We start from the raw sequence: 17,667 nt of genomic DNA on the forward strand, positions 1-17,667 counted from the left end.
AACCGACAAGAGGCGATGCGATGAGCAATCCAGTCAAAGCAAGGAAAAGCGACAGCACGGTCGATGCCTGGGCGATTCTGTTCCTGATCATCCTGGTGGTGGCCACCGCTGTATTCTGGGTCAGCCACCACTGAAGGGGCCGTAATCACCCCCACGCCCCCTGTAGGAGCAAGCTTGCTCGCGATAGCAATCTTTCAGTCAATGGGATGTCGCCTGACAGAACGCATCGCGAGCAAGCTCGCTCCTACAGGGGAACGGTGGGGGTTGTCGGGCAACTTGAGGGTTGGCCGTAGGGTGCAGGCATTTTGCTTGCTATCATGCGCCGCTACTTTTCGAGACGCGGTGACATGCTGAAGAACCTCTGCAAGGTAGTGCTGATCCTGAGCCTGCCATTCTGGGCGATGGCCCAGGCCACGACCGTGGTGTTTCTCAATCCGGGCCATGCGACGGAGCCTTTCTGGGGCAGTTACACCCGCTTCATGCAGGCGGCTGCGCGAAACCTCGGCCTGGAACTGCAGGTGCATTATGGCGATCGCAACCCGCAGACCAGCGTTGCCCAGGCCTACGAAGTCCTGCAGTCGGCCCATCGGCCCGATTACCTGGTGTTCGTCAACGAACAATCCATCGCCCCGCAGATCCTGCGCATGGCCCAGGGGCATGGGGTGAAGCTGTTTATCGTCAACAATACGCTGACGGCGGATCAGGGCGAGCGTTTCGGCGAGGCACCTGACCTGCTCGGCAGCCTGGTGCAGAACGACGAGCAGGCCGGCTACCTGATGCTCAAGGAGTTGGTCCGGCAACGCCTGCAGCAGGCGCCGGGACAACCCATCGACCTTTTGGCCTTTTCCGGGATGAAACTCACCCCGGCTTCGCAGTTGCGCGAGCAAGGCCTGCGTCGGGCCCTGGCGGAGTACCCGCAGGTGCACCTGCGACAGTTGGTCTACGGCGAATGGAGTCGTCAGCGCGCTTTTGACCAGGCCGAACAGATGATTCGGCGTTACCCGCAGACATCGCTGGTCTGGGCCGCCAACGACGAAATGGCCCTGGGTGCCATGGCCGCCTTTGAAAAGGCCGGGCGTCGGGCGGGGCGGGATGTGCTGTTCAGTGCCGTCAACAATTCCCCGGATGCGCTGCGGGCCAGTATCGATGGGCGCCTGAGCGTGCTATTGGCCGGGCATTTCACCTTGGGCGGCTGGGCCATGGTGTTGCTGCGTGACGATGCCGACGGCGTCGACTTCATTCGCCATGGCGGCCGCGAACGGCAGATCCCGGTGCTGGAGTTGATCGACAAGGCCCAGGCCGAGAAACTGTTGAAATACAGCGTCAGCGAAGATTACCGCGTCGATTTCAGGGCCCTGAGTGCCCGGGGCAAGCCGGACGGCTATCGCTACCCGTTTTCCCTGAAAACCGTGCTGCACTGAGCTGCGCCGGGCTTCAGACCCCGGCGAAGTGCAGCACCAGCTTGACGACAGCGTAGAGCGTCAATCCGAACACCGCCGTGAACAACACCCCGATCGCCACGAAATGGCTCGGCTTGCCGTGGGTGAAGTCGCGGGCACGGTTCTTCCCGCTTTGTACACCAAAGGCCGCGGCCATCACGCTGTGGAGCATCTGCCAGAAGGTCGGGGGCTTGTTGTCGATCGGATCGTCCATGAGGTCCTCCACACACAAGGTTGTGTGTGGAGAGCATAGACAATTCCCCCTGGTTTAGTTGTCGTAGCCCAGGTTCGGCGCCAGCCAGCGCTCACTGACGCTCAGGTCCTGGCCCTTGCGCTCGGTGTAGCTTTGCACCTGGTCCTTGTCGATCTTGCCGACGGCGAAGTACTGCGCCTGCGGATGGGCGAAATACCAGCCGCTGACGGCTGCTGCCGGGAACATCGCGTAGTGCTCGGTGAGGAACACGCCGCTTTTCCCGGCCTTGCCTTCGCTGGCCTGCGGGTCGAGCAGGGCGAACAAGGTGCCTTTCTCGGTATGGTCGGGGCAGGCCGGATAGCCGGGTGCCGGGCGAATACCGCTGTATTGCTCCTTGATCAGCGCTTCGTTGTCCAGCGCCTCGTCCTTGGCGTAGCCCCAGTGGTTTTTCCGCACCTGCTGGTGCAGCCATTCGGCGCAGGCCTCGGCCAGGCGGTCGGCGAGGGCCTTGACCATGATCGAGTTGTAGTCGTCGCCTTTGTCCTGATAGGCCTTGGCGACTTCTTCGGCACCGATCCCGGCGGTGGTGATAAAGCCACCCACGTAGTCGGTGATGCCACTGTCTTTTGGCGCGACGAAGTCGGCCAGGGAGAAGTTCGGCTTGCCGTCGGTCTTGATGATCTGCTGGCGCAGGTGGTGCAGCCTGGCGATTGGCTGGCCGTCGTCGCCATAGACTTCCAGGTCATCGTCCTGCACCTGGTTGGCCGGCCAGAAGCCGAATACCGCGCGGGCGCTGATCAGCTTCTCGTTGATCAGCTTGTCGAGCATTTCCCGCGCATCGGCATAGAGGGCGCTGGCGGCTTCGCCGACCACTTCGTCTTCGAGAATGCGCGGGAATTTGCCGGCCAGGTCCCAGGAGATAAAGAACGGGGTCCAGTCGATGTATTCGGCCAGGACCTTGAGGTCGATGTTGTCCAGTACCTGGCTGCCGGTGAAGGTCGGCTTGACCGGCTGGTAGCCGCTCCAGTCGAACTGCGGCTTCTTGGCGATGGCCACCGGGTAGCTCAGGCGCTCGGTACGGGCGCTGCGATTGGCGGTACGCTCGCGGACTTCGACATATTCATCGCGGGTCCTCTGGACGAAGCCGGGCTTGAGTTCCTTGGACAGCAGCTGGGTCGCCACGCCGACGGCGCGGGAGGCGTCGGTGACGTAGATCACCGCGTCGTTGCTGTAGCGTGGTTCGATCTTCACCGCCGTGTGGGCCTTGGAGGTGGTCGCGCCGCCGATCATCAACGGCAGGTGGAAGTCCTGGCGCTGCATTTCCCGGGCGACATGGACCATTTCATCCAGGGACGGGGTGATCAGGCCGGACAGCCCGATGATGTCGCACTTCTGCTCCTTGGCCACCTGCAGGATCTTCTCCGCCGGGACCATCACGCCGAGGTCGACGATATCGTAGCCGTTGCAACCGAGCACCACGCCGACGATGTTCTTGCCGATGTCGTGGACGTCGCCCTTGACCGTGGCCATCAGGATCTTGCCCTTGGCTTCCGGCTTGTCGCCTTTCTCCAGTTCGATGAACGGGATCAGGTGGGCGACCGCCTGCTTCATGACCCGGGCGGATTTCACCACCTGGGGCAGGAACATTTTCCCGGCGCCGAACAGGTCGCCGACGATGTTCATGCCGGACATCAGCGGGCCTTCGATCACCTCGATCGGACGCTTGAAGGACTGGCGCGATTCTTCGGTGTCTTCAACGATGTGGGTGGTGATGCCCTTGACCAGGGCGTGTTCCAGGCGCTTGTTGACGGGCCAGCCGCGCCATTCCTCGGTCTCGGCTTCCTTGACGCTGCCGTCGCCCTTGTACTTGTCGGCGATGGCGAGGAGGGCGTCGGTGCCTTCCGGGGTGCGGTTGAGGATCACGTCCTCGACGGCGTCGCGCAGTTCCACCGGGATCTGGTCGTAGATCTCCAGTTGGCCGGCGTTGACGATACCCATGGTCAGGCCGTTGCGGATCGCATACAGCAGGAACACCGAGTGGATCGCCTCGCGCACCGGGTTGTTGCCGCGGAACGAGAAGGACACGTTGGACACGCCGCCGCTGGTCAGCGCATGGGGCAACTCGTCACGGATATAGGCGCAGGCGTTGATGAAATCGACGGCGTAGTTGTTGTGCTCCTCGATACCGGTGGCGACGGCGAAGATGTTCGGGTCGAAGATGATGTCTTCCGGCGGGAAGCCGACGTCGTTCACCAGGATGTCATAGGAGCGTTTGCAGATTTCCTTCTTGCGCGCTTCGGTGTCGGCCTGGCCGGCCTCGTCGAAGGCCATCACCACCACGGCGGCGCCGTAGCGCTTGCACAGCTTGGCGTGATGAATGAACTGCTCGACGCCTTCCTTCATGCTGATGGAGTTGACGATGCCCTTGCCCTGGATGCACTTGAGGCCGGCTTCGATCACTTCCCACTTGGAGGAGTCGATCATGATCGGGACGCGGGAGATATCCGGTTCGCCGGCGATCAGGTTGAGGAAGGTGACCATGGCCTTCTTCGAGTCGAGCATGCCCTCGTCCATGTTGATGTCGATCACCTGGGCGCCGGCTTCCACCTGCTGCAGGGCGACTTCAAGGGCTTCGGTGTAGTTGTCCTCGCGGATCAGCCGGGCGAAACGGGCGGAACCGGTGATGTTGGTCCGCTCGCCGACGTTGACGAACAACGATTGGCGATCGATGGTGAACGGCTCCAGGCCCGACAGGCGGCAGGCCTTGGGAATCTCCGGAATAGGCCGTGGCGCGTAGCCGGCAACGGCCTTGGCGATGGCGGCGATGTGCCCGGGGGTGGTCCCGCAGCAACCGCCGACGATGTTCAGGAAGCCGCTCTGGGCGAACTCCTCGATGACCTTGGCGGTTTCTTCCGGCAGTTCGTCATACTCGCCGAATTCGTTCGGCAGGCCGGCGTTGGGGTGCGCGGAAACGTGGGTGCTGGCCTTGTTCGACAGCTCTTCCAGGTACGGGCGCAACTCGCTGGCGCCGAGGGCGCAGTTCAAGCCGACCGAGATCGGCTTGGCGTGGGCCACGGAGTTCCAGAAGGCTTCGGTGGTCTGGCCGGACAGGGTGCGGCCGGAGGCATCGGTGATGGTGCCGGAGATCATGATCGGCAGTGAAAAGCCGAGCTCTTCATACACGCCTTGCACGGCGAAGATCGCGGCCTTGGCGTTCAGGGTGTCGAAGATGGTTTCGATCAGGATCAGGTCGGCGCCGCCTTCGATCAGGCCCTTGGTGGCTTCGGTGTAGTTTTCCACCAGTTCATCGAAGGTCACGTTGCGGTAGCCGGGGTTGTTCACGTCCGGCGACAGCGAGCAGGTGCGGCTGGTCGGGCCGAGGACGCCGGCGACGAAACGTGGCTTGTCCGGGGTCTCCAGGGTTTTGGCGTCGGCCACTTTACGGGCCAGGCGGGCGCCTTCCACGTTCAGTTCGTAGACCAGCGCTTCCATGCCGTAGTCGGCCTGGGACACCTGGGTGGCGTTGAAGGTGTTGGTTTCCAGGATATCCGCGCCGGCATCCAGGTAGGCTTTCTCGATCGAACCGATCACGTCCGGACGGGTGATGACCAGCAGGTCGTTGTTACCCTTGACGTCGCTGGGCCAGTCGGCGAAACGTTTGCCGCGATAGTCCTCTTCCTCGAGCTTGTAGCTCTGGATCATGGTGCCCATGCCGCCATCAAGAATCAGGATACGTTCTTTGAGAGCTTGCTGGAGAGCGTGTAGGCGAGCACTGCGATCAGACATGGGACTACCTGGAAAGACGGATACAGAAGAGCCGCGATCATAGCAAACCTGTGTGCTTCTATAGCCTTCCGAGGTTGCGCATGAATATCGCTCATGTTGAAAGGGCGATGACCCTGTAGAATCACAGCGTTTTTTTATTTTCAGGGCCAGGGCCATGCCTTACCGATTTTTCAGCCTATTCCTACTGTTGATGCTGAGCAGTGCCACGCAGGCGCAAGGTCTGGCTCCGGCGATTTCCTACACCCGCGACGTTCAGCCGATCTTCACCGAGAAGTGCGTGGCCTGCCATGCCTGCTACGACGCGGCGTGCCAGCTCAATCTGGGCAGTGCCGAGGGCGCGGCGCGTGGCGCCTCGAAGATTCCGGTGTACAACGGCGACCGCAGCGACGCCTCCGAGCCCACCCGCCTGTATATCGATGGGCATACTCCGCGGCAGTGGCAGCAAAAGCAGTTCTACTCCGTGCTGGATGCCCAGGGCAGCCAGGCGGCGCTGATGGCGCGCATGCTCGAACTTGGTCATCGGGCACCGTTGCAGCCCAATGCCAAGCTGCCGGAAGAAATCGTGCTGGGCCTGAGCCGCGAGAACATGTGCCCGCTGCCCGGCGAGTTCGACGCGTATGCCGGTGCCCATCCGAAAGAGGGCATGCCCCTGGCCGTGACCGGGCTGACCGATCAGCAGTATCAGACGCTGCAACGCTGGTTGGCCTCCGGTGCGCCGATGGATGAGCAGGCCTTGGCGCCGAACGCGAAGGAGTCGTTGCAGATTGCCCAATGGGAAAACCTGCTCAACGCCCCAGGGGCCCGGGAAAGCCTGGTGGCGCGCTGGCTCTATGAGCACTGGTTCCTGGCCCACATCTATTTCGACGGCGGCGCGTCGGGGCACTTCTTCCAGTGGGTGCGTTCGCGCACGCCGAGCGGCCAGCCCATCGACCTGATCAATACCCGCCGACCGAACGATGACCCGGGTGTCCAGGTGTATTACCGCTTATGGCCGGTGCAGGGCGTGATCGTGCACAAGACTCATATCACCTACGCCCTCAGTGCGGCGAAGATGGCCCGGGTCAAGACCCTGTTCTACAGCGGCAACTGGCAGGTCAGTGCCTTGCCGGGCTACGGCCCGCAGCGCCGGGCCAACCCGTTCGAGACCTTCGAAGCGATTCCGGTGGCGGCGCGTTATCAGTTCATGCTCGATAACGCCGAGTATTTCGTCGACACCTTTATCCGCGGGCCGGTCTGTCGCGGGCAGATTGCTACCGACGTGATTCGCGACAACTTCTGGGCGCTGTTCCAGGCGCCGGAGCATGACCTGTATATCACCGACCCGGTTTATCGCAGCGCCGCCACGCCGCTGCTGGCGATGCCTGGGCAGAACGACGATGTCGGCAGTGTGCTGGGCCTGTGGTTGGCTTACCGCGACAAGCGCAACGAGTATGAAGCCTTGCGTCGGGACGCCTATGCCAATGTCCGGGCGCCGAGCTGGTCGAGCTTGTGGGCCGGCAACGACAATGCCCTGGTGAGCATTTTCCGCCATTTCGACAGTGCCACGGTCAGCAAGGGCTTGATCGGCGAGGTGCCGCAGACCCTGTGGTTGTTCGATTACCCGCTGCTGGAGCGGACCTATTACCAACTGGCGGTGAACTTCGATGTGTTCGGCAACGTGTCGCACCAGGCGCAGACGCGGCTGTACTTCGACCTGATCCGCAACGGCGCCGAGCAGAACTTCCTGCGCCTGATGCCGGCGGATTCGCGCGATGCTTACCTCGATGACTGGTACCAGAACAGCGGCAAGCTGAAGATGTGGCTGGACTACGAGCATATCGACGACAGCAAGCCGAGTGCCCTGAAACTCGATGAAAAGGACCCCAAGCGTGATTTTGCCAGGCAGTTGCTGCTGCGCTACGGCGATCTCAACGCCCATCCGGACCCGATCAATCGCTGTGAAGGCGCCTACTGCTCACGTCCGAATATCGACCCGGGGTTGCAAGAGGCCGAACAGTCCCTGAGTCGCCTGACTTCGCGTCCGGCGGCAGGGCTCAAGGTCATCGACCAGTTGCCGGAAGCGACGATGTTGCGCATCGAGACCCGCACCGGCAAGCGCGAGATCTACAGCCTGCTGCGCAACCGCGCCCACAGCAACGTGGCCTTTATGCTCGGCGAGGCTTATCGCTACCAGCCGGGGCTGGATACGTTGACGATCTACCCCGGTGTGTTGAGCAGCTACCCGAACTTCATGTTCAATATTCCGGCGGATCAGGTGCCGGCGTTTGTCGACGCCATGGAGCAGGCCAAGGATGCTGCGGGATTTGAGCAAATCGTCCAGCGCTGGGGGATTCGTCGCAGTCATCCGCAGTTCTGGCAGTATTTCCACGACCTGACCACCTACCTGAAGGAAACCGACCCGGTGAACGCCGGTGTGCTGGATATGAACCGCTATGAGAACCTTTGAGGGCGGGGCTTCTGTTCTCGGCGTTGCGGGTGGAAGCGGTGCAGGAGCGGCCGCTGCTTTTCCGACAAAAATACTAGGACTTTGTCCGGCGGCTCGATTGGCGTAAACTGGCGGCAAGTCTGTGAGGAGATTCCATGAGCGCCATAACTATTACTGATGCCGCCCACGATTATCTGGCTGATCTGCTGTCGAAGCAGAACACTCCGGGGATCGGCATCCGCGTTTTCATTACCCAGCCGGGTACCCAGTACGCCGAAACCTGCATTGCCTACTGCAAGCCGGGTGAAGAAAAACCTGAAGACACTGCCCTGGGGCTGAAAAGCTTCACCGCGTGGATCGATTCCTTCAGCGAAGCCTTCCTCGATGATGCGGTGGTCGATTATGCCACCGACCGTATGGGCGGCCAGCTGACCATCAAGGCGCCAAACGCCAAGGTGCCGATGGTCAATGCCGACAGCCCGGTCAACGAGCGTATCAACTACTACCTGCAAACCGAAATCAACCCGGGGCTGGCCAGCCACGGCGGCCAGGTCAGCCTGATCGAAGTGGTTGAAGACGGCATCGCCGTGTTGCAGTTCGGCGGTGGTTGCCAGGGCTGCGGCCAGGCCGACGTGACCTTGCGCGAAGGCATCGAGCGGACCTTGCTCGAGCGGATTCCCGAGCTCAAGGGTGTACGTGATGTAACCGACCATACGCAGAAAGAAAACGCCTACTACTGAGTTCGGTAGATTGTGGCGAGCGGGCTTGCCCGCGCTGGGGCGCGCAGCGGCCCTAAAACCGGTGATTGCGGTGTGTCAGGTAGAACACGGTGATCGGTTTTACGACTGCTGCGCAGTCGAGCGTGGGCAAGCCCCTCGCCACAGAGGCACTCAGCCCCAGCACACAACTACAGGCCAGCCCCAAGGCTCTTCAGATAGTCGCGCAAACGATCCTGCAGGTAGGGCACGCCCAACGGGTGTTCCAGGTACTCGGCAATCGACATCATCCGCCAGTACTGGCCTTCGTCGCCAAATCGAATCGTCTCAATTTCCCCAAGGCTCAGTTGCCCCACCAGAAACCACGAGTGGGTATTGGGCTGGGTAACGCTGGGATAACGCCGCGCCCACTCGATTCGCTCGGCCCCGATACGCAGGGAAAACTCCTCGTCCAGCTCCCGCAGCGCACATTCGCTCGGTGTCTCCTCGCCCTCACGACCGCCGCCGGCAAAGTCCCAATGCCCGGGATAGGGAATACTGTCCTTCATGTCCCGCAGATAGGTCAGCAGTTCATCGCCACAGAGCAGGGCCAGCTTGGCGCCGGAAAACAGCGGTTCGGACATTGGGTGATCCTCCAGGCGATCTAAGGTCGATAAAGGTGGGCGTGGCCGGCGCGATACAGCGAAGACTCGCTGAAGTGTTCGCCGGCCAGGACCCGACCCACCAGGATCAAGGCCGTGCGCCGAAAACCCTTGGCCTCGACCTTGGCCAGAATATCGGCAAGCGTCCCTTGCACCCAGTCCTGGTCAGGCCAGGTAGCACGATGGATCACCGCGATCGGGCAGTCGGCGCCGTAGTGCGGCAACAGTTCGTCGATGATTCTGGCCAGGTGATTGACCCCCAGATGAATCGCCATGGTCGCCTTGTGCTGGGCCAGGCTGGCCAGTTCCTCGCCAGCCGGCATCGAGGTCTTGTCGGCATAACGGGTCAGGATCACGCTTTGGGAAATATCCGGCAGCGTCAGCTCGACACCGAGCAACGCAGCGCAGGCGGCGGTCGCGGTCACGCCGGGGATGATTTCATAGGCGATGCCCAGTTCACGCAGATGGCGGATCTGTTCGCCAATGGCGCCGTAAAGCGAAGGATCACCCGAATGCACCCGTGCCACGTCCTGGCCCAGGGCGTCGGCGGCCTTGATCAGGTCGATGATCTGTTCCAGGTGCAGTTCGGCGCTGTTGACCACCTGGGTCGCGCTGTGACCTTGCAGGACGGCTTCAGGCACCAGGGAACCGGCGTAGATGATCACCGGGCAACTACGGATCAGGCGCTGGCCCTTGACGGTGATGAGTTCCGGGTCGCCGGGGCCGGCGCCGATGAAATAGACGGTCATGACACTCTCTGAACGGGCTGCACAAGGCTTTACATGAACAACGCTCATGTAGGAGAAGGGGATTATCGAGGGTTTTGCCCGGTCCAGGCCAGCGCAAAGGTTGCCATGGGGTTTTTCTGGCGTGAAATCAGCAGATTTGCCCGTGCTTGCCCCAGCTGTTCGGCGAGGGCCAGGGCAGCACTTTCGGCGACCCCGTAACAGCCGGTCTGTTCGAAGGCCAGGCTGGATCGATGGCTCAGACGTGTTTGGTAAGGTGCCAGCTCGGCGGCATTGAAGAACACCAGGGGCAGGTTCAGGCGCTGGGCGAGCTCGAGCAATCCCAGCTCGGTCTTTTTCCCGTCAATGCTCGCCAATCCCTTGATGCTCTCGAGGTTGATCCCATGGGCCTGCAACGACTGCTCCAGCAACGCCTGCAAGGTCGATGCGCTGCAGCCCTGGCGGCAGCCGAGGCCAATCGTGAGGACCGGCACTGTCTGGGTTTCAGTCATGAATGCGCCTCGGGAGGCGTTTTGGCGTTACAGTGAGTCATGGATTTTTTATAAAAATCATGTGCTTATAAAATACTTTTGATTTTCAGCCGCAGTTGCTCGATGGAAAAGGGCTTGCCGATCACCTGCATGCCAGGCGCCAGCTCGATGCTTTCCGCATAGCCGCTGGCAAACAGCACCGGCAGCCCCGGGCGCATATTACAGGCGATTTTGGCCAATTCGCGGCCATCCATTTCAGGGAGTCCGACATCGGTCATCAGCAGGTCGATGCGGGTGTCGGCCCGGCTGAGGATATCCAGGGCCGTATCGCTGCTGTCGGCCTCCAGAACATTGAACTCCAGCTCCTCCAGGACATCGATGATCAGCATGCGCACAATGGCATCGTCTTCGACGACAAGGATGGTGGAGGGGACTGCTGGCATAAGGATGTATCCCAAAAGTGAAGGGTGGATCAAGGCCGTTGAAACGCTCTGCCTCCTGTATCAGTAAGCCACCAGGCCAGACAAGTTCCCGCACTTGTACAAAAAAAACAAGATGTACAAGATGATAGGCTGGGGCCTGTCATTACGTCATGGCCGTGCGGCCTGGGAAATTGCATTCTAAGCTGTGAGAAAAAAGGCAGTCTTTTATTCGTACATACGGCAGACTCCTTGATAATCAATAACTTCAATCCGGGCCCTGAAATGAATTCGTCGTCTTCGGTGGATGAGCAAAGTTTTCGCAAGTTATTGAGCCGCAACATCAGCCTGCCCCTGGGCGTCGGGGTCCTCAGCGCGATCTTTTTTGTCTCGCTGATCAGCTATCTGCTGTCGGTGATCCAGTGGGTCGAGCATACCGATCGGGTGATCAACAACACCAACGACGCCATGAAGCTATCGGTGGACCTGGAAACCGGCATGCGCGGCTTCCTGATCACCGGTGACGAGCATTTCCTTGACCCCTATGAGGTCGCCAAGCCGAAGATCATTGCCGACCTGCGTGGCTTGCAGGTGCTGGTCGCGGATAACCCGCAGCAGGTCGACCGCTTCAAGCGTATCGAAGCCTTGCAGGGCGCCTGGACCGAGTACGCACAATCGATGATCGACCTGCTGCGTGCCAGCGGCGACTATCGGGCGGCGGTCAAGGCCGGGCGTGGCAAGCGCCTGAGCGACGAGATTCGCGGCGAGTTCGAAAACGCCGTCGAGACGGAGCAGCAACTGCGCCTGGTGCGCAATGAGGCCGTGAGCAACACCACGATCTGGACCATCGCCCTCTACCTCATCTTTGTATTGGGTCTGAGTGCCTTGCTGGCCTTTGTGGGTCGACGTGATTTGCTATCACTGTCAAAAAGTTATGCGAAGAACCTGGCGGCCCAAGTCAAGAGCGCCGAGCGCCTGGAGCAGCAGGCCTGGTTGCGCAGTGGCCAGACCGAGCTGGCCGAGCAGGTGCTTGGCCAGCTTACTCTCCAATTGTTGGGGCGCAATATCCTGCAATTCTGCGCGCAGTACATGGGCAGTGCCGTGGGCGCGCTGTATGTCCGCGAGGAGCATGGCGGCCTGACCCGTGTCGCCAGTTATGGCTTTTCCCGTGAGCAGGAGCAGCAGGAGCAGGCGATCTTCAATGATGAAGGCCTGATCGGCCAGGCCGCGGGCCAGGGCCGCCTGATCCGCCTGGACGAGGTCCCGGTGGATTACTTCAAGGTCAGTTCGGGCCTGGGTGAAGGCGCGCCGCGCAGCGTGCTGGTGGTGCCGACCACCAATGATGAGCGGATCAACGGGGTGGTCGAGCTGGGTTTCCTGCGGCCGTTGAATGAGCGTGACATCGAATTGCTGGAACTGATTGCCGACAATATCGGCACTTCCATCGAGGCCGCGCGTTACCGCCAGCGTTTGCAGGAAGTCCTGGCCGAGACCCAGCAGCTCAACGAAGAGCTGCAGGTCCAGCAGGAAGAGCTCAAGACCGCCAACGAAGAACTGGAAGAGCAGTCCCAGGTGCTCAAGGAGTCGCAGGTTCACCTGGAAAGCCAGCAGAGCGAACTCGAACAGACCAACGAGCAGTTGGCCGAACAGGCCCAGGCCCTGGCCGAGCAGCGCGATGCGATGGATCTCAAGAACAATCAGTTGAACCTGGCCCAGGTCCAGCTTGAGGAGCGTGCCGAGGAACTGCAACGTTCGAGCAAGTACAAGTCCGAATTCCTCGCCAACATGTCCCACGAACTGCGCACGCCACTCAACAGTTCGCTGATCCTGTCCAAGCTGCTGGCGGAGAACCCTGGGGACAACCTCACGGCGGAACAGGTCAAGTTCGCCGAATCGATCTATAGCGCCGGCAACGATCTGCTCAACCTGATCAACGACATCCTCGATATCTCCAAGGTCGAGGCCGGCAAGTTGGAGGTGCGCCCGGAAAACACCAATATCGAACGTCTGGTGGAAGGGCTGCGGAACATGTTCCAACCACTGGCCGGCGACAAGCAGCTGGGGTTCGAGGTCGAGTTGCGCGGTGAGCTGCCGATGACGCTGTTCACCGACCGCCAGCGTTTGGAACAGGTGTTGAAGAACCTGCTGTCCAACGCCATCAAGTTCACCGAGACGGGTCGGGTCAGCCTGAGCGTGTCGCGCCAACCCGGTATCGGGATCGCCTTTGCCGTGCGTGACTCCGGCATCGGGATTGCCGCCGAACAGCACGAGAGTATTTTCGAGGCGTTCCGCCAGGCGGACGGCACCACCAACCGCCGTTATGGCGGCACTGGCCTGGGCCTGTCGATTTCCCGCGACCTGGCGGCGCTGCTCGGCGGCTCCATCAATGTCGCCAGCCAGCCCGGGCAAGGCAGCGTGTTTACCCTGGTGATGCCGGAGCAGTATGTGGAACACCGCGACGGCGTCGGCCCCGCGCCAGTGGTCGCACCACCGGCCCCGCTGGAGTCCCTGGATCCGCCGCGGCCGTTGCCGCCGGTGGTGGTGGAGGCGCCGATCCAGCGCTTTGCCGACGACCGTGAAAAAGGCCCGTTCAGCACCCGCTGTATCCTGGTGATCGAAGACGAGCAGAGATTTGCCCAGATTCTCTATGACCTGGCCCATGAGCTGGGTTACCAGTGCCTGGTGGCCCATGGCGCGGACGAAGGCTTCGAGCTGGCCGCCCAGTTTATCCCCGATGCGATCCTGCTGGACATGCGTCTGCCGGATCACTCCGGCCTGACGGTGTTGCAGCGCCTCAAGGAGCAGGCGCCGACCCGGCATATCCCGGTGCATGTGATTTCCGTCGAGGACCGCGTCGAAGCGGCCATGCACATGGGTGCCATGGGCTATGCACTGAAGCCGACCACCCGCGAAGAGCTCAAGGAGATCTTCACGCGGCTGGAGGCCAAGCTGACCCAGAAGCTCAAGCGCGTGCTGCTGGTGGAAGACGACGATCTGCAACGCGACAGCATCGCTCGGTTGATCGGCGACGACGATATCGAGATCACCGCCGTGGGCTTCGCCCAGGAAGCCCTCGATCTGCTGCGCGCCAACGTCTTCGACTGCATGATCATCGACCTCAAGTTGCCGGACATGCTCGGTAACGAGCTGCTGCGGCGCATGTCCACCGAAGACATTCGCGCCTTCCCGCCGGTGATCGTCTATACCGGGCGCAACCTGACCCGCGATGAAGAGAACGAGCTGCACAAGTATTCCCGCTCGATCATCATCAAGGGCGCCCGCTCGCCGGAGCGCCTGCTGGATGAAGTGACTCTTTTTCTGCACAAAGTCGAATCCCAGCTGTCCCATGAAAGACAGCGCATGCTCAAGACCGCCCGCAGCCGCGACAAGGTCTTTGAAGGGCGCAAGATCCTGCTGGTGGACGACGACGTGCGCAATATCTTTGCCTTGACCAGTGCTTTGGAACACAAGGGCGCGATTGTCGAAATCGGCCGTAATGGCCGCGAGGCGATTCAACGGCTCAACGAAGTAGAGGACATCGACCTGGTGCTGATGGATGTGATGATGCCGGAGATGGACGGTTACGAAGCCACCCTGGAGATCCGCAAGGACCCGCGTTGGCGCAAGCTGCCGATCATCGCGGTGACGGCCAAGGCGATGAAGGATGACCAGGAGCGCTGCTTGCAGGCCGGCTCCAACGACTACCTGGCCAAACCGATTGACCTGGATCGACTGTTCTCGTTGATCCGTGTCTGGCTACCGAAAATGGAACGGATCTAGTGGAGCGAAGTACCGACATCGAGTTGCGGTTGTTGATCGAGGCGATCTACCTCAAGTACAGCTACGATTTTCGTGATTACTCCGGCGCTTCGGTCAAGCGCCGGGTCCACCATGCTTTGCTCCAGCTCGATTGCGCGACCATTTCCGCACTGCAGGAGCGGGTGCTCCACGATCCGGCGGCGTTCATGCAGTTGCTGCAGTACCTGACCATCCCGGTCAGCGAGATGTTTCGCGATCCCGGCCACTTCCTGGCGATCCGTCAGGAAGTGGTGCCGCTGCTCAAGACCTACCCGTCGATCAAGATCTGGATCGCCGGGTGCAGCACCGGAGAGGAGGTGTACTCCATGGCAATCCTGCTGCGTGAAGAAGGCTTGCTCGAGCGCACGATCATCTACGCCACTGACATCAATCCCCATTCGCTGGAAAAGGCCAAGCAGGGCATCTTTACCCTGGACAACGTACGCACCTATGCCGACAACTACCGGGCGTCCGGCGGCCAGCGGGACTTTGCCGAGTATTACCACTCGGCCTACGGCTACGCGATTTTCGACAAGACCCTACGGGAAAACGTGACCTTTGCCGATCACAGCCTGGCGACGGATAGCGTATTCTCTGAGACACAACTTATTTCTTGCCGTAACGTATTGATTTATTTCAACAAAAAACTTCAGGATCGAGCGTTTGGGTTGTTCCACGAGTCGTTGTGCCATCGGGGTTTCCTGGTGCTGGGCAGCAAGGAGACGCTGGACTTTTCAGCCTACGGCAAGCGGTTCGAGGCGTTGGTCAAACAAGAGCGGATCTATCGTAAATCATGAGTGACCCGTTACTGCCAATCATCGACCGCCAGCGGGTCGAGGCGCTCGTGGTCGGGGCCTCGGCGGGTGGCGTCGAAGCCCTGATGACCGTGTTCGGCGCGCTGACCACGCGCTTCAGCTTGCCGATCGTGACCGTCCTGCACATGTCCGAAGGGCGCCGCAGCCAATTGGCCGAAGTGTTCGGGCGGCGCCTGGCGTTGCCGGTGAAAGAGGCCGACGACAAAGAGAGCATTGTGCCGGGCACCTTGTATTTCGCCGCCCCGGGGTATCACCTGTCCATCGAGCAGGACCGCAGCTTTTCCTTCAGTCGCGAAGAGCGGGTGCATTACTCCCGGCCTTCGATTGATTATCTCTTCTCATCGGCGGCGGACGCTTACGGATCGCGCCTGATGGGCATACTCTTGACCGGCGCCAATCAGGACGGCGCCGAGGGTCTGTTGCAGATCCAGCGCCAGGGTGGCCTGACCGTGGTGCAGGACCCGCAAGACGCTCGGGTGGCAACCATGCCCGAAGCCGCGTTGGCGTTGCAGCAGCCGGATTATCTTCTTTCTTTGCAGGGCATCAGCCGCCTGCTTGTCGAGCTGGAACGAATCACATGTTGAGTACTATCCAGGCCAAACTGCTGATCGTCGACGATCTGCCGGAGAATCTGCTGGCGCTGGAAGCGCTGATCAAGCGCGAGGATCGCCTTGTCTACAAAGCGCTGTCAGCCGATGAAGCGCTGTCGCTGCTGCTTCAGCACGAATTTGCCATGGCCATTCTCGATGTACAGATGCCGGGCATGAATGGCTTCGAACTGGCCGAATTGATGCGCGGTACCGAGAAGACCAAGCACATTCCCATTGTTTTCGTCAGTGCCGCCGCCCGCGAGCGCAACTATGCCTTCAAGGGCTATGAAAGCGGCGCGGTGGACTTTCTGCACAAACCCCTCGACACCCATGCGGTGAAGAGCAAGGTCAGCATCTTCGTCGAGCTCTATCGCCAGAGCAAGGCGATGAAGCTGCAAGTCGAGGCCCTCGAGCAGAGTCGCCGCGAGCAGGAGTTGCTGCTGCGCAAACTGCAGGTGACCCAGGAAGAACTGCAGCGCGCTGTGCGCATGCGCGACGATTTCATGTCGATTGTTTCCCACGAGGTACGCACTCCCCTCAACGGGCTGATCCTGGAAACCCAGCTACGCAAGATGCACCTGGCCAAGGACAATGCCGATGCCTTCACTCTGGACAAGATGCGCCGCATGGTCGCCCGTGACGAGCGGCAGATCCAGAGCCTGATTCGCCTGATTGAAGACATGCTCGATGTCTCGCGTATTCGCACCGGCAAGCTGTCGATTCGCCCGGCACGCCTGGACCTGGTGCAGTTGGTGAGCAAGTTGCTGGAGAATTTCGCCCCGCAGGTGCTGGAGGCCGAATCGACGATCAGCTACTCGGGCGAGGTATCGCTGGAAGGCGAATGGGATGAGTTTCGCATCGAGCAGGTGATTGCCAACCTGCTGACCAACGCCTTGCGCTACGGTGCCAAGAGCCCGATCGAGGTGCGTGTCTACCGCCACGAGGACGAGGCGCGGATCGAAGTGCGTGACCGCGGCATCGGCATCAGCGAAAATGACCAAGCACGGATTTTCCAGCAGTTCGAGCGGGTTTCCGGCAAGCATGCTGCCGCCGGGTTGGGCTTGGGCTTGTTTATTTCCGAGCAGATTGTCGCGGCCCATGGTGGACGCATCACCGTCGAGAGTACCCTTGGCGAAGGGGCCTTGTTCCGCGTTTGCCTGCCGTTGTAGGAAAAGCCGACATCCAGACGCAACCTCTGGGTGACCCGATGGTCGTATTGGCAGCAATTTTAAGAATGAAGGCTTCCCATGAGTGAAGATGCACAAGACGTCGTACTGATCGTCGAGGACGATCCCTCGATCCTGATGGTTCTTTCGGCTTATCTCTCCAGCGAGGGGTATCGGGTATTGCAGGCGGAAAACGGCGAGCAGGCGTTCGAGATCCTGGCGACCAAGCCCAATCTGGACCTGATGGTCACCGATTTTCGTTTGCCCGGAGGGATTTCCGGGGTGGATATCGCCGAGCCGGCGGTCAAGCTGCGGCCGGATCTCAAGGTGATCTTTATCAGTGGCTACCCGGCGGAAATTCGCGAGTCGAGCAGCCCCATCGCCCACAGCGCGCCGATCCTGGCCAAGCCGTTCGACCTGGATATCCTCCAGGACCAGATCCGCAAGCTGCTGGCTTGAACCC

14 protein-coding genes are annotated in these 17,667 nt (G+C 60.8%); 8 read left to right on the top strand and 6 right to left on the bottom strand.

The genetic code is table 11. The annotated features are described in order from the left end of the window. The first annotated feature begins 347 nt into the window (after window positions 1-347). On the top strand, window positions 348-1,421 hold the full coding sequence (locus HX866_RS25785; protein ID WP_177097522.1) for an ABC transporter substrate-binding protein: 1,074 nt from the start codon (window positions 348-350) through the stop codon (window positions 1,419-1,421). A 13-nt stretch (window positions 1,422-1,434) separates the two neighbouring features. On the opposite strand, the gene HX866_RS25790 is transcribed toward HX866_RS25785, so the two are convergent. Then, window positions 1,435-1,653, bottom strand: coding sequence for a DUF2970 domain-containing protein (locus HX866_RS25790; RefSeq protein ID WP_177140646.1), 219 nt, complete (start codon window positions 1,651-1,653; stop codon window positions 1,435-1,437). A gap of 54 nt (window positions 1,654-1,707) precedes the next feature. Continuing rightward, window positions 1,708-5,418, bottom strand: coding sequence for a methionine synthase (gene metH, locus HX866_RS25795; RefSeq protein ID WP_177140647.1), 3,711 nt, complete (start codon window positions 5,416-5,418; stop codon window positions 1,708-1,710). 154 nt (window positions 5,419-5,572) lie between these two features. Here metH and HX866_RS25800 point away from each other — a divergent pair, with 154 nt between their 5' ends. Together HX866_RS25800 and nfuA are read left to right on the top strand one after the other, a co-directional pair. Continuing rightward, window positions 5,573-7,864 (top strand): fatty acid cis/trans isomerase, encoded by a 2,292-nt coding sequence (locus tag HX866_RS25800; protein WP_177123912.1) that lies wholly within the window; start codon window positions 5,573-5,575, stop codon window positions 7,862-7,864. A gap of 134 nt (window positions 7,865-7,998) precedes the next feature. After that, window positions 7,999-8,583 carry a Fe-S biogenesis protein NfuA gene (gene nfuA / locus HX866_RS25805; RefSeq protein ID WP_100943656.1) on the top strand — a complete coding sequence of 195 codons (585 nt, stop codon included), beginning with the start codon at window positions 7,999-8,001 and terminating at the stop codon, window positions 8,581-8,583. Window positions 8,584-8,750: 167 nt separating this feature from the next. Here the strand turns inward: nfuA and HX866_RS25810 are convergent, their stop codons facing one another. The 4 genes from HX866_RS25810 to HX866_RS25825 form a co-directional block, all read right to left on the bottom strand. Then, the gene (locus HX866_RS25810) at window positions 8,751-9,182 is read right to left on the bottom strand and encodes an NUDIX hydrolase (RefSeq protein ID WP_177140648.1); all 432 of its coding nucleotides are present in this window, start codon (window positions 9,180-9,182) and stop codon (window positions 8,751-8,753) included. A gap of 20 nt (window positions 9,183-9,202) precedes the next feature. Beyond that, a complete protein-coding gene (gene cobM, locus HX866_RS25815; protein ID WP_177140649.1) occupies window positions 9,203-9,949 on the bottom strand; it encodes a precorrin-4 C(11)-methyltransferase in 747 nt (248 codons plus the stop codon). A 62-nt stretch (window positions 9,950-10,011) separates the two neighbouring features. Next, the gene (locus HX866_RS25820; RefSeq protein WP_177140650.1) at window positions 10,012-10,437 is read right to left on the bottom strand and encodes a cobalamin biosynthesis protein; all 426 of its coding nucleotides are present in this window, start codon (window positions 10,435-10,437) and stop codon (window positions 10,012-10,014) included. A 65-nt stretch (window positions 10,438-10,502) separates the two neighbouring features. Further along, complete coding sequence (locus tag HX866_RS25825) at window positions 10,503-10,859, bottom strand: response regulator (RefSeq protein ID WP_177097515.1); 357 nt, start codon at window positions 10,857-10,859, stop codon at window positions 10,503-10,505. 261 nt (window positions 10,860-11,120) lie between these two features. On the opposite strand from HX866_RS25825, the gene HX866_RS25830 reads away from it, so the two are divergent. From HX866_RS25830 to HX866_RS25850, 5 genes are all read left to right on the top strand, one after another. Next, window positions 11,121-14,615 carry a response regulator gene (locus HX866_RS25830; protein ID WP_177140651.1) on the top strand — a complete coding sequence of 1,165 codons (3,495 nt, stop codon included), beginning with the start codon at window positions 11,121-11,123 and terminating at the stop codon, window positions 14,613-14,615. After that, the gene (locus HX866_RS25835; protein ID WP_177097513.1) at window positions 14,615-15,430 is read left to right on the top strand and encodes a CheR family methyltransferase; all 816 of its coding nucleotides are present in this window, start codon (window positions 14,615-14,617) and stop codon (window positions 15,428-15,430) included. Before HX866_RS25830 ends, HX866_RS25835 begins: the two co-directional genes overlap by 1 nt. After that, window positions 15,427-16,032, top strand: a complete 606-nt coding sequence (locus HX866_RS25840) for a chemotaxis protein CheB (protein ID WP_177097512.1) — start codon at window positions 15,427-15,429, stop codon at window positions 16,030-16,032. Before HX866_RS25835 ends, HX866_RS25840 begins: the two co-directional genes overlap by 4 nt. Then, the gene (locus HX866_RS25845; RefSeq protein ID WP_177140652.1) at window positions 16,026-17,207 is read left to right on the top strand and encodes a hybrid sensor histidine kinase/response regulator; all 1,182 of its coding nucleotides are present in this window, start codon (window positions 16,026-16,028) and stop codon (window positions 17,205-17,207) included. The genes HX866_RS25840 and HX866_RS25845 overlap by 7 nt, the downstream gene beginning before the upstream one ends. 78 nt (window positions 17,208-17,285) lie before the next feature. Continuing rightward, a complete protein-coding gene (locus HX866_RS25850; RefSeq protein WP_177097510.1) occupies window positions 17,286-17,663 on the top strand; it encodes a response regulator in 378 nt (125 codons plus the stop codon). Window positions 17,664-17,667 lie beyond the last annotated feature (4 nt).

The organism is Pseudomonas gingeri (genome assembly GCF_013386165.1).
Taxonomy (GTDB): domain Bacteria; phylum Pseudomonadota; class Gammaproteobacteria; order Pseudomonadales; family Pseudomonadaceae; genus Aquipseudomonas; species Aquipseudomonas gingeri_C.

Coding starts and splice junctions, on each gene's coding strand:
- nfuA (WP_100943656.1), top strand. CDS start 7,999: ATGAGCGCCATAACTATTACTGATGCCGCCCACGATTATCTGGCTGAT.
- HX866_RS25830 (WP_177140651.1), top strand. CDS start 11,121: ATGAATTCGTCGTCTTCGGTGGATGAGCAAAGTTTTCGCAAGTTATTG.
- HX866_RS25810 (WP_177140648.1), bottom strand. CDS start 9,182: ATGTCCGAACCGCTGTTTTCCGGCGCCAAGCTGGCCCTGCTCTGTGGC.
- HX866_RS25820 (WP_177140650.1), bottom strand. CDS start 10,437: ATGACTGAAACCCAGACAGTGCCGGTCCTCACGATTGGCCTCGGCTGC.
- HX866_RS25850 (WP_177097510.1), top strand. CDS start 17,286: ATGAGTGAAGATGCACAAGACGTCGTACTGATCGTCGAGGACGATCCC.
- HX866_RS25790 (WP_177140646.1), bottom strand. CDS start 1,653: ATGGACGATCCGATCGACAACAAGCCCCCGACCTTCTGGCAGATGCTC.
- HX866_RS25845 (WP_177140652.1), top strand. CDS start 16,026: ATGTTGAGTACTATCCAGGCCAAACTGCTGATCGTCGACGATCTGCCG.
- metH (WP_177140647.1), bottom strand. CDS start 5,418: ATGTCTGATCGCAGTGCTCGCCTACACGCTCTCCAGCAAGCTCTCAAA.
- HX866_RS25785 (WP_177097522.1), top strand. CDS start 348: ATGCTGAAGAACCTCTGCAAGGTAGTGCTGATCCTGAGCCTGCCATTC.
- HX866_RS25825 (WP_177097515.1), bottom strand. CDS start 10,859: ATGCCAGCAGTCCCCTCCACCATCCTTGTCGTCGAAGACGATGCCATT.
- HX866_RS25840 (WP_177097512.1), top strand. CDS start 15,427: ATGAGTGACCCGTTACTGCCAATCATCGACCGCCAGCGGGTCGAGGCG.
- cobM (WP_177140649.1), bottom strand. CDS start 9,949: ATGACCGTCTATTTCATCGGCGCCGGCCCCGGCGACCCGGAACTCATC.
- HX866_RS25800 (WP_177123912.1), top strand. CDS start 5,573: ATGCCTTACCGATTTTTCAGCCTATTCCTACTGTTGATGCTGAGCAGT.